This window comes from Cohnella laeviribosi DSM 21336, from assembly GCF_000378425.1.
GTDB classification, from domain to species: Bacteria; Bacillota; Bacilli; order Paenibacillales; family Paenibacillaceae; genus Cohnella; species Cohnella laeviribosi.
Map to the genome: position 1 here is coordinate 20,107 of NZ_KB899813.1, position 13,553 is coordinate 33,659.

At 58.8% G+C, this 13,553-nt stretch carries 10 protein-coding genes and 1 riboswitch; all 10 genes read left to right on the forward strand.

Features of this window, described 5'->3' with window-relative positions; all coding sequences use genetic code 11:
- Nucleotides 1-33 precede the first annotated feature (33 nt).
- The 10 genes from F560_RS0105590 (at nt 34) to F560_RS22615 (ending at nt 13,209) form a co-directional block, all read left to right on the forward strand.
- The gene (locus F560_RS0105590; protein WP_019004738.1) at nt 34-1,854 is read left to right on the forward strand and encodes a cache domain-containing sensor histidine kinase; all 1,821 of its coding nucleotides are present in this window, start codon (nt 34-36) and stop codon (nt 1,852-1,854) included.
- Complete coding sequence (locus F560_RS0105595) at nt 1,823-3,418, forward strand: response regulator (protein WP_156828906.1); 1,596 nt, start codon at nt 1,823-1,825, stop codon at nt 3,416-3,418. Before F560_RS0105590 ends, F560_RS0105595 begins: the two co-directional genes overlap by 32 nt.
- A 15-nt stretch (nt 3,419-3,433) precedes the next feature.
- The gene (locus F560_RS0105600; RefSeq protein ID WP_019004740.1) at nt 3,434-4,996 is read left to right on the forward strand and encodes an FAD-dependent oxidoreductase; all 1,563 of its coding nucleotides are present in this window, start codon (nt 3,434-3,436) and stop codon (nt 4,994-4,996) included.
- A gap of 68 nt (nt 4,997-5,064) precedes the next feature.
- The gene (locus tag F560_RS22610) at nt 5,065-6,066 is read left to right on the forward strand and encodes a Gfo/Idh/MocA family protein (protein ID WP_020621269.1); all 1,002 of its coding nucleotides are present in this window, start codon (nt 5,065-5,067) and stop codon (nt 6,064-6,066) included.
- Nucleotides 6,063-7,073 (forward strand): Gfo/Idh/MocA family protein, encoded by a 1,011-nt coding sequence (locus F560_RS0105610; RefSeq protein WP_019004742.1) that lies wholly within the window; start codon nt 6,063-6,065, stop codon nt 7,071-7,073. Before F560_RS22610 ends, F560_RS0105610 begins: the two co-directional genes overlap by 4 nt.
- Nucleotides 7,074-7,089: 16 nt before the next feature.
- Complete coding sequence (locus F560_RS0105615; RefSeq protein ID WP_026298116.1) at nt 7,090-7,869, forward strand: glucosamine-6-phosphate deaminase; 780 nt, start codon at nt 7,090-7,092, stop codon at nt 7,867-7,869.
- Nucleotides 7,866-9,020, forward strand: a complete 1,155-nt coding sequence (locus F560_RS0105620; protein WP_019004744.1) for an N-acetylglucosamine-6-phosphate deacetylase — start codon at nt 7,866-7,868, stop codon at nt 9,018-9,020. The genes F560_RS0105615 and F560_RS0105620 overlap by 4 nt, the downstream gene beginning before the upstream one ends.
- 64 nt (nt 9,021-9,084) lie before the next feature.
- Nucleotides 9,085-11,484, forward strand: coding sequence for a DUF4855 domain-containing protein (locus F560_RS0105625; protein WP_019004745.1), 2,400 nt, complete (start codon nt 9,085-9,087; stop codon nt 11,482-11,484).
- A gap of 17 nt (nt 11,485-11,501) precedes the next feature.
- On the forward strand, nt 11,502-12,203 hold the full coding sequence (locus F560_RS0105630; protein ID WP_019004746.1) for an N-acetylmannosamine-6-phosphate 2-epimerase: 702 nt from the start codon (nt 11,502-11,504) through the stop codon (nt 12,201-12,203).
- Between the two features lie 28 nt (nt 12,204-12,231).
- Entirely contained in the window at nt 12,232-13,209 is a 978-nt protein-coding gene (locus F560_RS22615; protein ID WP_019004747.1) for an ROK family protein, read from the forward strand.
- Nucleotides 13,210-13,396: 187 nt separating this feature from the next.
- Nucleotides 13,397-13,477, forward strand: a riboswitch (cyclic di-GMP riboswitch).
- The last annotated feature ends 76 nt before the right edge of the window (nt 13,478-13,553 follow it).

The following is a 13,553-nucleotide window of genomic DNA, read 5'->3' on the forward strand; positions in this document are numbered from 1 at the left end:
GCAACAAAATGACAAAGCGAAGCGGTGAGCGGCATGAAGAATGGGGGATCCCGGCTCAAAACAACCACGATCAAGGGACGGTTTGTCCGCATCGTCCTCGGCAACCTGATTCTTTTTGCCGTCGTGACCTTCTCGCTGATGAGCTGGTTCCAATCGGTCCTGGAGAAGAAAATCGGAGATTCGGCGCTGCAATCCGTACGGACGGTGGCGGGGAATATCGACGTTTACCTGAAAAACGTCATCCGTCTCTCCGATTCGATCGTGGCCGATTCGGAACTGCAGAACTTGCTGAAGGAGAACCAGAGCTTCGACGCGACAAGACCGGTATGGACCATGATCGAGGCTTTGAAGCAGCTTAAAGGGTACTCCGTGGCCAACGAGTTTATTTACTCGATCGGCATTTACAGCCCGGACTCCCGGAAAATGCTGACGACCGCGGACGGCATCTATACGCTGCCGGAAGGAGCGCAGCCCGACTGGCTGGACACGGTGCGCCAATACAGGGATTCGCCTTATATCGGAAGCGGTCTGATGTATGCGGTTCCTTCGTTTTCGCAGGAAAACCGGGCGTCGACCTTCAGCGTCGCCAGAAGAATGCGGACCGGGAACAGGGCCGAGCATGTGCTGTTGTTGAACAGCGACAAAAGCGTGCTGGGCAAAATGATCGGCGATGTCGACGGCATTGAAGGCACCGGCATCGTCGTCACCGACGAACGCGGCGGCACGGTATATGCGGCGGGCAACCCCGATGTCGGGGCGGCCGACTTGACCCGCATCCCCTTTAAGGAAGAGGAGGAAGCGGGCAAACTGCGGGGCGTCGAACTGAACGGCAAAACCTTTTTCGTGATTCGCCAGCGGTCGGACGTTTCGGGCTGGACGGTATCCCTCGTCATGCCGAAGTCGGCCGTCTTCAGCGACGTAACGGTCATGAAGCATACCGTTCTGGCTCTGCTCGCCTTGTTGTCGGTATTTTCTCTGCTGCTGTTTGCCTTGCTGTACGTGCAGCTGTCGCAGCCGATCAAGCGGCTGATGAACGGAATGCTGCGGGTGGAAAAAGGGCTTCCCTTCGTTCCGATTCCGATCCGCCGCATGGATGAGCTCGGTTATTTGCAGCAACGTTTTAACCAAATGGTCGCCAACGAGCAGCAGATGCGAAAGCAGATTTATTCGGAGAAGCTGCACAAAAAAGAAATCGAGTTGAAATTTTTGCAGTCGCAGGTCAATCCGCATTTTCTCTACAATACGCTCGATTCGATTTATTGGGTGGCGCTGGGGAGCGGAGTGGACGAAATCGGTTCGCTCGTTCTGGATTTATCGCGATTTTTTCGAATCAGCTTAAGCAGAGGGAAGGACTTCATCACCGTTTCGGAAACGCTTGAGCATCTGCGATGCTATCTTCGCATTCAGCAGTTCCGCCATATGGATAAATTCGAAGTCGTCTGGGACGTCGATCCTTCCCTGCTGGATGTCAAAATCATGAAGCTGATGCTTCAGCCTGTCGTCGAGAATGCGATTGTGCACGGGTTGGAAGCGGTGGCCGGCACCTGCATGCTGCAAGTCGGCATCAAGCGGTCGGGCGAGTTTCTGCAGTGCTTCGTCTCCGATACGGGAGTCGGCATCGAAGCGGACAAACTGCGCGAGCTGTGGGCGGAAATTCGCGAGGAGGGGGAAAGCGGCAACAAGACCTACGGGCTAAAGAACTTGTACCAGCGTCTGCATATCGTGTACGGGGACGACATGCGCTTTTCGATCGAAAGCGAGGCCGGCAGGGGAACCAAAGTGACGATCATGATCCACTTGAACCGATTGGAGAGATCGACAGATGCTTATGAAAGCCATCATCGTGGAGGATGAACCGAGAGTGCGCAAAGGTCTTTCCGAGATGGTCGACTGGAAGGACATCGGCTTCGATCTGGTGGGGACGGCGGCAAACGGAAAGGAAGGGCTGGAGCTGTTCGATCGCACAAGCCCCGATCTGATTATTTGCGACATCCGAATGCCCGTTATGGACGGGTTGGCCATGGCCGAGGCGGTGCTGGAGCGGAAACCGGGCGTACGGATTGTGATCTTAAGCGGATATGACGAGTTCGAATATGCGCAGCGCTGCCTGTACCTTGGGGTCAAATCGTATTTGCTCAAGCCGGTCGGAAAAGCCCAACTGGAGGAGGAGCTCCTTAAGCTGCGCGGTGACTGGCTGAAGGACCTGGAGGAGCACAACGTCGCGGCCGCCTTTATGGATAAGCTCAGAACGCATCTGCCCGTGCTCCGCACGGCGTTTCTGGAGGAATGGCTGAACGGTCAGGATCGGATAGACCGGGTAGCGCTGCAGGAGAACTTCGCGTTTCTGGATATCCCCTTCAATCCGGATTGGAGGACGTCGGTGGCGATGTTCGAGCTGGATGTGGAAGAGGGCAAGTATTCCCCCAACGATATTCGCCTGCTGCAGTTCGGCATGCAGAACATCGCCGAGGAACTGCTTGACGGCAGAGGAATCGTCTATGCGAGAGGAAACGGCCAAACCGTAGCGCTGTATCAGACGGATCGGTCCGCGGATGCGGACCGGTTTATGACGTGGGTCGAGCAAACCAAGCGTGAAATCGCCCGCTACTTGAAGTCGACCGTTACCGTCGGGATCGGATCTGCGGCCGCGGAAGCGGAAGATGTGCCGAAGCAGTTCAAAGCCGCGCTGCATGCGCTGCGTTTGAAATGGACGGTCGGTCCGGGCGTCATTCTGCACGAAGGCTTGGTGCTGCCGCGCTCGGACCGGGGAATCTGCTTGAACGAAGCGGATCGCGAGCTTGTGATTCACTGCGTGGAAACGGGAGACCGGAAGCGGCTGGAGGAGCTGCTGCTGCGCTACTTCCATCCGGATCCGGCGTCCGAGCTGCCGAGACGGAATCTGCGGGAGGTCGCGTTCCAGTTCGCCGGGCTATACGCCTCGCTGGTGCAGCGCTTGGGAAAAACGCTGGACGAAACGCTGTCGGAAGACGAGATGATGCGTTATCGCGAGCCCGAACGGTTTCGCGGCGCGGAGGACATGCGGATTTGGTGGACCGACCGGTTCGTTGCGCTCTGTTCTTATTTTGAAGGCTTCCGCACCGACCAGAAGGCGAAGCTGGTGAAAAGCATCGAAGCGTTCGTGGAGGAACGCATCATGGACAATATCAGCCGCGAAGAAGCGGCGCGCCACGTGCATATCAATGTGTCGTATTTGAGCCGCATTTTTAAAGAGGCGACGGGAGAATCGTTCTCCGATTACGTGCTTCGCAAAAAAATCGAGAAGGCCATTCATCTGTTGAAGGACGACGACGCGATGGTTTACGAGGTGGCCGATCGGCTCGGCTATAAAGACCCAAGCTATTTTGCGAGAATATTCAAAAAATACACCGGAAAAACGCCTTCGGATTTTCAAAAGTAGGGAGGAACGCGGAGCGTGAGAGGGACCGAAGCGAAAGCCGACGTTGTGATCGTCGGCGCAAGCACGGGCGGATGCGCGGCGGCGCTGGCTGCGGCGGAAGCGGGAAAAACCGTGATATTAACGGAAGAGAGCGATTGGATCGGCGGCCAATTGACGAGTCAGGCCGTGCCGCCGGACGAACATCCGTGGATCGAGCAGTACGGCTGCACGCTGTCCTACCGCAAATTCAGGGAAGGCGTCCGCTCTTATTATAAGCGGCATTTCCCGTTGACGGAGTCAGCCGCCTTCAAGCCGCTGTTCAATCCCGGCAACGCCATTGTAAGCCGTATCAGCCACGAGCCCCGCGCCGCGCTGGCTGTACTGGAAGCGATGCTCGCTCCTTACGTGCACAGCGGAACCGTCACCGTCGTCAAGGGAGTCAGGCCTGTGGCCGCCGAAACGGACGGCGACCGGGTGCGGGCCGTTACCTTGGAGCATGTGGACGACGGTACGAGGCTGACCGTAACCGGCGCTTATTTTTTGGACGCGACGGATTGCGGCGACCTGCTTCCGCTGGCCGGCGCGGAATACGTCACCGGCGCCGAATCCGCCGCGGAGACGGGGGAGCCCCATGCGGTCGACGGACCCGCCATGCCGCATGACATGCAGGCTTTCACCTATTGCTTTGCCATGGACTATATAGAAGGCGAAGATCATACGATCGAACGTCCGGAGCAGTACGATTTCTGGCGCGCCTACCGCGCCGACTTCTGGCCGGCGCCTCAGCTCAGCTGGCATTCGCCGAGCCCCCGCACGCATGAGCCCGTGGAATATGTCTTGTTTCCGCACGGCGATACATTTTCATTATGGCGTTATCGCCGGATTCTCGACCGGTCGCATTTCCGGCCCGGCTTATTCGCAAGCGATATTACGGTGGTCAACTGGCCGCAGAACGATTACTGGCTGGGACCGATTATCGATGTGACGCCCGAGGAGCGGAAAGCTCATCTGGAGGCCGCGAAGCAGCTCAGCTTGTCGCTGCTCTATTGGATGCAGACGGAAGCTCCGCGGCCCGACGGAAAGCTCGGGTACCCGGGTTTGCGGCTCAGGAAGGATGTCGTCGGCACCCGGGACGGCCTTGCGAAAATGCCTTACATCCGCGAATCCCGGCGAATCCGCGCCGAATTTACGGTGCTTGAGCAGCATATCAGTCCCGAGATCCGCGGGGAATCCGGAGCGCAAACGTTCGACGACAGCGTCGGGATCGGTTTTTATCATATCGATTTGCATCCGAGCTCGGGGGGACGCAACTACATCGACATTCCGTCTCTGCCGTTTCAAATTCCGCTCGGCTCGCTCATCCCGGTGCGGCTGATCAATTTGCTGCCGGCCTGCAAAAATATCGGCACGACGCATATCACCAACGGCTGCTACAGGCTTCATCCCGTCGAGTGGAACGTCGGGGAGGCTGCGGGGGCGCTGGCGGCGTTCTGTCTGGATGAGGGCGTCATCCCGAAAGAAGTGCGTCTTGACAAGGAACGGCTGGAATCGTTCCAGCGCCGGCTTGTCAACCGCGGCGTCGAGCTGTCGTGGCCGTAAGGCCGTGCGGCGATTCGCCCGCCGGATGGGCGGGCCGTAAATCGCAGAATCGCGAGGAGGTATGTGCGTTGAGAGTATCCATTATCGGGTGCGGAACTATGGGAATCACCTACGCGAAAAACTTGGCCTCGATGGAAGAGGCCGATCTCGCGGGGGTATGCGACATCGATGCGGCGAGGGCGGAAGAGGCGGCGAAAGCCGGCGGAACCCGCGCTTATTCGGATTACAAGGCCATGCTGGAGATGGAAAATCCGGATGTCGTGTGCGTCTGCTTGCCGACGTATCTGCATAAGCGGACCGTCATCGAGCTGGCGCAGCTCGGCAAACACATCATCTGTGAAAAGCCGATCGGCCTGACGCTGGAGGAAGCGGACGCGATGATCGAGGCGTGCCGGGAAAACGGCGTGCGTCTGTTCGTCGGGCATGTCGTTCGCTTTTTCCCGAATTATGCGGATGCGGCCGGGCAAATCGCCCGCGGGGAAACCGGCGGCCCGGGCGTGGCGCATTTGAAACGGTACGGCAGCTATCCGCAGGGCAACGGGCAATGGTATCACGACCGCAACAAAAGCGGCGGCGTCATTATGGATTTGATGATCCACGATATCGATTTCGTCCGTTCCGTATACGGGGAAGCGGACGCCGTATATGCCGCAAAGGCGCAAGCCGGCGGCGAAGATCCGTTCGAATTCGCCATGGTCACCATCCGTTTCCGCAACGGGGCGATCGCCAATCTGACCGCGTATTGGGGGTATCCGGGGCCGTTTACGACGGAGGCGGAATTCGCCGGCAGCCAAGGGGTGCTTCGCCTCGGCAGCGAATCTTCCCGTTCCCTGATCGTGACGAGCAAGGAAAAGGGACCGGAAGGGAAGGCGGCGGTGCAGGTGCCGCAAAGTCCGATGAGGCACGATCCTTATTATCGCGAGCTAAAGCATTTCCTGGATTGCATCCGCGACGGTTCCGAACCGCTCGTTACCGCGGAGGACGCCAGAGCCGCGCTGGAAATCGCGCTTGCCGCGGAACGGTCGTGCCAAACCGGCCAACCTGTGGCCATAGGAGGAAAAAGGGCATGAAAGCCAAACTGAAAGTCGGAATGATCAGCTTTGCGCATATGCATGCGGCTTCCTATTTGCAAGCGCTGCTTGCGCGCAAGGACGTGGATCTCGTCGGCATTGCGGACGAGAACCGGGAGCGCGTCCGGCCTTTCCTGGAGCGCTACGGTCTGGCCTACTACGAAGATGCCGGCAAGCTGCTCGCCGCGGACGTCGATGCGGTCGTCATCTGCTCGGAGAACGTTCGCCACGCGCCGCTTACGGTGCAGGCGGCTCAGGCCGGCAAACATGTGCTGTGCGAAAAGCCGCTCGGCATTTCCGAAGCGCAGATGCGGGAAATGATTGAAGCCTGCCGCGCAAACGGCGTTCAACTGATGACCGCTTTTCCGTGCCGTTATCTGGCCTCCGTGATCGAAGCCAAGGCGGCCGTGGACCGCGGCGACATCGGGCGGATCGTCGCCGTCAAAGGCACTAACCGGGGGACGATGCCCGGAGGCTGGTTTGCCGACCGCAGCTTGTCCGGAGGAGGAGCGGTGCTCGATCATACGGTTCATGTGATGGATCTGATGAACTGGTTTCTGAACAGCGAACCGGAAGAAGTCTTTGCGTATGCGGCGACCTTGTTTCACCGCGAGCCGATTGACGATGCCGGTATGGTTCACGTCAAGTTCCGCAACGGGGTGATCGCGGTGCTCGACCCGAGCTGGTCCCGGCCTGCGGCGTTCCCGACCTGGGGCGATGTCACCATGGAGCTGATCGGCACGAAGGGCACCTTGTTCGTCGACGCGTTCGCCCAAAAGAACGAAATTTACAATAATGAGCGGATGAAGCCGAGCTGGAGCTATTGGGGCGATTCGATGGACGACCGTTTGATCGAGGCGTTCGTCCTGGCGCTGCGCGAAGGCAGGAGCGTCCCCATTACCGGGGAGGACGGCTTCCGCTCCGCCCGGGTGGCGCTGGCCGCTTACGCGTCGGCGCAGCAAGGAAAGCCGGTCAGGCTTGCGCCATGGGACCGGACAGACGGATGAGAAATGGGGAGACGGCATGGAACTCGAACCGGTACTAAAGCGGCGTAAAGACCGCCTGCATATTGAAGTTTACGATAACCGCCGGGCGATGGGGGAGGCGGCGGCCAAGCGGATCGCCGCCCTGATGCGGAAGCTTTTGGCCGAGCAGGACGAAGTGCGGATGGTGTTCGCGGCCGCCCCGTCCCAGAACGAAATGCTGGAAGCCCTGGTCCGGGAGCCGGATGTGGAATGGCCGCGGGTCACCGGCTTTCATATGGATGAATATATCGGCCTGGACGAACACGCTCCCGAGCGGTTTTCCGCCTTTTTGACAAACAAGCTGTTTTCGCGGGTGCCGTTCCGGGAAGTGCATCTCCTTCGCGGACACGCTCCCGACGAAGCGGCCGAAGCGGCCCGCTACGCCGGGCTGCTGAAGCAAGGCCCGATCGATATCGTCTGTCTGGGCGTCGGCGAGAACGGCCACATCGCCTTTAACGACCCTCCCGTTGCCGATTTTCAAGATCCGCTGCTGGTCAAGAAGGTGGAGCTGGATCTCCTTTGCCGGCAGCAGCAAGTCAACGACGGCTGTTTCCCGGATTTGGCTTCGGTGCCGACGCATGCCCTTACGTTAACGGTGCCGGCTTTGACAAGCGGCAAGCACCTGTTCTGCATCGTTCCCGGCAAGCGGAAGCGGGAGGCGGTCCGCCGCATGCTCTCCGGGACCGTGACGACGGCATGTCCCGCCTCCATATTGACGGTTCATCCGTCCTGCACGCTCTTTTGCGATCGGGACGCTTACGGAGGGGAGGAGGGATGAGCGCGGTGGAAGGCCTCGACCTGCTTACGGGCGAGGCGGTCCGATTGCACGTTTCTGACGGCCTTATCGCGGAAAGAGAACCGCTTCCGAAAGGGAAGTCCGAACGGTTGCCTTTCATAGCCCCCGGCCTTGTCGATTTGCAAATCAACGGTGCCGCGGGCGTGGATTTCAACCGGCCGCCGGTCACGGCGGAAGGATTCCGGCATGCCGTTTCGGCGCTTTGGGCTCACGGCGTGACCTCGTTCTGCCCTACGGTCATCACGAACGGAACGGAGCAAATGGAAAGGCTGCTGGAACAGATCCGGCACGCTTCCTCCGCCGACCCGGCGATCCGCGGCTCGGTTGCCGGGTTCCACCTGGAAGGGCCGTTTCTTTCGCCGGAGGACGGGCCGCGCGGGGCGCATCCGAGAGAGCATATCCGGCGGCCGGATATCCGTCTGCTGGAACGGTGGCAGGAGGCTGCGGGCGGCTTGATCCGCATCGTGACGCTTGCGCCGGAGTGGGATGAAGCCCCCGCTTTTATCCGTCACTGCGTCAAGCAAGGGATCATCGTCTCGATCGGCCATACCGCCGCCGATTCGGCCCAAATCCGGGAAGCCGTGCGCGCGGGCGCGAGCTTGTCGACGCATCTGGGCAACGGGGCCCATCCGGTGCTTCCCCGCCATCCCAACTATATTTGGGATCAGCTCGCCGCAGACGAACTGTACGCGGCGATGATTGCCGACGGATTCCATTTGCCCGCCTCGGTGCTGAAAGTGTTTTGCAGGGTCAAGGCCGGCAAGGCCGTCCTGGTCAGCGACGCGGTGTCCTTGGCCGGAATGCCGCCGGGCACGTATAAGGCGCACATCGGCGGCGACGTTGTGCTGACGGAAGAAGGGAAACTGCATTTGGCGGAAACGCCGGAGCTGCTTGCCGGTTCGGCGAAGCTGCTGCTGCACGGCGTCGAGCATCTGGCGCGGCTGGGCATCGCTGCGCTCGCGGAAGCGTGGCGCATGGCTTCGCTGCTTCCCGCATCGCTGCTGAAGCTTCCGGCCGCCTCCGGGCTATCGGCGGGTTCGCCTGCCGATATCGTGGTGCTGCGCCTTGACGGAGACCGGCTTCACGTTTGCCGGACGTATAAGAGCGGGCGTTTGGTCTATGAAAGAGCCTGAATCCGATTCAGAGAGTCGGTAACAGGCCATAATCTGCCATTCCCATTGACAAGGAGGTCTTGTTGTGAAAAGACGGATCGGCTTTTTGGCGGTTCTCCTCCTGCTGCTGGCCGCAAACGGGCAGGCTTCGGCGGCTTATATCCCCCCGGGCGACGCGAGGGCGGACGGAGCGGAAAACATTTTGCTGGTGTACGCAGGCTATTATAATCCCGACAATTATAACGGGCAGGAGGTCGGCGTTTGGGACACGGACAAGTTTCTGCCGTATGTAGGGCATTTGAACGAGCACGGGGACCCGGACGGCTTTTTTTTCGATACCTTTCTGTTTCTGGGACTCCGAACGCCGTTAGGCGGAGATCTCCATCGTTATTATAGTTGGGTAGCGGATTCGCATCCGGGCACGAAAGCGGATTGGCAGTGGATCATGGATCGGATGTTCGAAAAGAATCGGCAGTTTGACGCGCTGGATAAGGCGGTGGAAACCGTCGGCGCCCGGCTCCATGATCCGGACAAGAAGGTGAACGTTTATATGGTGCTTCCGTTCCCGGATTCCCAAAGCACCGCCTTCGGCGACCTCGACGGCGACGGCGCGGCCGACAGCTTGGCCAGCCTGGACAATCGCAATCTGGCCGTGAAGTGGTATGTGGACCAATTTGTCGAGCGTTTTCAAGCGGCGAATTATGCTCACCTCAAGCTAAGCGGCTTCTACTGGATGCAGGAGGATCTGGATACGTCGGTTCCCGGCGAGCTCGACAACGTTCGCTTTACGGTCCAGTACCTGCATCAGCTGGGGCTCAAGCTGGGGTGGATTCCGTGGTCCGGCGCGGGCATGAAAGGCCAGGGCAATTCGGCGGGATTCGATTTTACGATTATTCAACCGAACCATTATATGAATCAAAACACGACGATCGACCGGATCCGGGATACGGCGCAGTTGGCCGACAGCAGCGGAGAAGGGGTGGAGATCGAATTTACCTCGTCGGTCCTGGACGATCCGTGGCACGAGCAGGCGCTGCGGAATTACTTGGCCGGAGGCGTTATGTACGGCTATATGAACGGCTCTCTCAAAGCCTATTATCAAGACGTCTACGGGTTATACGATCTGTATCACAGCGCCAATCCGAAGGGCTGGGACCTTTACGACGACGTTTATCGTTTTGCCAAAGGGCAGTATCAGCCTCCGACGGGGACGTTGACGGGACGGGTCGTCGATCCGTCGGGGCAACCGATTCCGGGGGCGGAAATCAGCGTGGACGGCCGGACAACGGTAAGCGGCGCAGACGGAAGTTACCAATTTGCGGATTTGTATGCGGTCCAGCATACGTTCGCCGTCGGCAAGGAAGGCTACCGCGCGTTAACGGGGCAAGCTCAGATCGCCCCGGGACAGACGACGCTCAAGGATTGGGTGCTTGCTCCCGAGCCGGTTGAGCAGCCGGACGACCCGAAGCTTGAGATCGACGATTTCGAGGGTACGGCGCTGAAGGCGACGGCGGATAACCCGAACAGCGTATCGATCAACCGGGACCCGCAATTTGTTTCAAACGGCGCGCAATCGCTGAAAGCCAATTTTACGACGCAATTTTCAAACTTCCGGGTGTATTTGACGGCGGGTTCCTCTTACCAGCAGACCGATTGGAGCGGCTACGATTCGGTCGCGGCCAGCGTGTACAATCCTTCGGATGTTACGCAGTACGTGGATATGGAATTTTTAGACCAGGCGATGAAATGGTCGAGATCGTACAGCAAAACGTTCGAGCTCGCTCCCCATGCCTGGACTGTGCTATCCGTCCCTATCAAGGACATGGACCAGCCCAATTTCAATATTCACGACGTTCGCCGCATGTCGTTCAACCAAAAGCTGCAGGCTCCCTATCATCTGCCGAACACGCTGTATATCGATAACGTTCATTTGGTGAAGTACAGCCATCTTCAACAAGCGCCGAACTATAAGATCGTGCTGCCGAACAGCCTTATGGACGAAGGTCAAAGCTTCCGTCTGCAGGTGGTGGACGCGAATGACCAAAACCGGCCGGTTCCCGCTGAAAACGTTCATTATTCGGTCAGCGACGCGAACGTGCTGCGCGTGTCCGAAGACGGGACGGTAACCGCGCTTGCGCCGGGAGTTGCGATGGTTCAGGCTCAGGTGCAAGGGATTAACGCGGAGTCCGTGAAGATCGAGGTGTCGAAGTGGACGGCATTCGAGCTGAAGCCGAGGGACTCGCGGCTGCGGACAGGGCAAGTTTCCCAAATCACGGCCGAAGCCAGATTCAGCAACGGATTTACGGTCCCGTTTCCGCCGGAAGGCGTGACGTGGAAGGTAGAGGGCGACGGCATTCAAGTGACGGAGCAAAACGGAGCGAAGCTTTCGTTTCAGGCTGTCGCCAAAGGCGTGGTATGGGTGGAAGCGACCCTGCAATTTAACGGAAAAACGATGACGAGCCGAACGAAGCTGTGCATTCAATAACCGGGAGATGTATGAACATGAGACGCACCTTTCAAAAGCGCGGGCTGATCGTTTCGTGCCAGGCTCTTCCTCATGAGCCGCTGCATGGCGCGGAAATGATGAAGCGAATGGCTGTCGCCGCCCAGCAGGGGGGCGCGGTCGGCATTCGGGCGAACGGCGCGCAGGATATAAGGGCCATCAAAGAGGCCGTCGATATACCGGTCATCGGGATCATCAAGCGGGATATCCCCGGTTCGTCCATTTATATCACGCCCGAACTGCAAGATGTCCGGGCGATTCTGGAAGCGGGCGCGGATATCGTCGCTTTGGATATGACCAACCGCGAGGACCGGTTAAGCAAAGTCAAGGAAATGATCGATTTCATTCATGCCGCCGGAGCCCAGGTCATGGCCGATATTTCCGTATTGGAAGAAGGCTTGGCCGCGGAGCGTCTTGGCTCCGATATCATTTCGACCACTTTATCGGGTTATACCCCGTACAGTCCGCAGCAGGCCGGGCCCGATCTGGAGCTGGTGAAAAAGCTGAGCGAAGCGGTGTCCGTGCCCATTGCGGCCGAAGGGAGAATCCGGAGCGAGCGGGAGGCCGCGCAAGCCATGGAGCTGGGCGCTTCCTACGTGGTGGTTGGCGCGGCGATCACCCGCCCGCAGTGCATTGCGAAACGGTTCGCGGATTATATAGAAGAACGGCTGCATGCTTGCCCGTCGGCGGGAAACGGATGAACTCCGGCATGCTGCAGGAGGGCGGAAGATGACAACGACTTCGACGGAACAAGCCATTGGCGTTGATATTGGAGGCACCAAAATCCGCATCGGCCTTGTGGATCGTTACGGAAACGTAGCAGCCGAGCTTGCCGTGCCGTCGCTCGCCAAGGAACGGCGGGTCGTCGAGCAGGCGATTAACGGAATCCGGAACGTGTTGAAGATGGCCGAAGAACAAGGGAAAGCGCTCCATCTTCTAGGCATCGGCGTGGGAAGCGCCGGGCAAATCGATTTTGCTTCGGGCACGGTTCGTTATGCCAATGATTTGCTGCCGGGTTATACGGGAACACCCATTCGGGAGCTGCTGGAACGCGAGTTTTCATTGCCGGTATACGTGGATAACGATGTAAACGTGCTTGCGTTAGCCGAGAAGCGCTTCGGGTCCGGCAAGCATTCGCGGCACATGGTATGCATCGCTTTGGGAACCGGCGTGGGAGGGGCTCTGCTCTCCGAAGGCCAAATCGTCCGCGGCGCAACCGGAGGGGCAGGCGAAATCGGGCACATGACCGTCGACTTCAGGGGACCGCGGTGCATTTGCGGCAATAGGGGATGCCTGGAGATGTATGCGTCCGGAACCTCCATCGAAAGGAGGATGAACGAGCTTTTGAAGAGAGGGGAAGAAGCCGGCGCCGATGCGCCGGCGGTTCCCGATGCCAGAGCGGTTTTTGCGCGGTGGCGGGCAGGAGATCCGACGGCCGGGCAGGTCATGGACGAGGCGGCCGCTGCATTGGGCGCTGCGATCGCCAGCCTCATTCATATCGTAAATCCCGATACGATCGTCATCGGCGGAGGCGTCGCGGAATCCGGCGAAGATTTCCTCGCCAAAGTTCGGGAGGAAGCGGAGCGCAGAGCGATGCCTTCGATGTATCGCCACGTCCGGATCGAAGCGGCGAGCTCGGGAAACCGGAGCGGAATGCTCGGAGCCGCCCAGTTGGTATTCCAGGCTCCGGTAAGCCATCCGGCATAACCCGAAGCCCGCATTGGGAAACAGGAGTGCTGTTCGAGGCACTCTTGTTTTTTCTTCAAAATAAACGGGAGAATAAGCAATTCGACAAAATCATGAAATCGCTCACGCAGATTGTCCTGCATCTAACACCCTATTTATTTTTATCGCGTTAAGGCGTATAATAGATTTACATAAAATATCAGTCTATCCAAGGAAATGGCAAACCCGTCGAAAGGCGGGGACGCAAAGCTATAGGGGCTAAGGGATCCTATGCCAGCCAGCTGCCGAACAAGGGTGGGCTTTTTTTATCTCTAAATCCACCTTATACGCCACCCGGCTCTCCCCTTTTTGAAAGAAAGGAGGAA

Excerpts from the sequence above, each read along its gene's own strand:
- F560_RS0105595 (WP_156828906.1), top strand. The coding sequence starts at position 1,823 with ATGCTTATGAAAGCCATCATCGTGGAGGATGAACCGAGAGTGCGCAAA.
- F560_RS0105610 (WP_019004742.1), top strand. The coding sequence starts at position 6,063 with ATGAAAGCCAAACTGAAAGTCGGAATGATCAGCTTTGCGCATATGCAT.
- F560_RS0105590 (WP_019004738.1), top strand. The coding sequence starts at position 34 with ATGAAGAATGGGGGATCCCGGCTCAAAACAACCACGATCAAGGGACGG.
- F560_RS0105630 (WP_019004746.1), top strand. The coding sequence starts at position 11,502 with ATGAGACGCACCTTTCAAAAGCGCGGGCTGATCGTTTCGTGCCAGGCT.
- F560_RS0105615 (WP_026298116.1), top strand. The coding sequence starts at position 7,090 with ATGGAACTCGAACCGGTACTAAAGCGGCGTAAAGACCGCCTGCATATT.
- F560_RS22615 (WP_019004747.1), top strand. The coding sequence starts at position 12,232 with ATGACAACGACTTCGACGGAACAAGCCATTGGCGTTGATATTGGAGGC.
- F560_RS0105620 (WP_019004744.1), top strand. The coding sequence starts at position 7,866 with ATGAGCGCGGTGGAAGGCCTCGACCTGCTTACGGGCGAGGCGGTCCGA.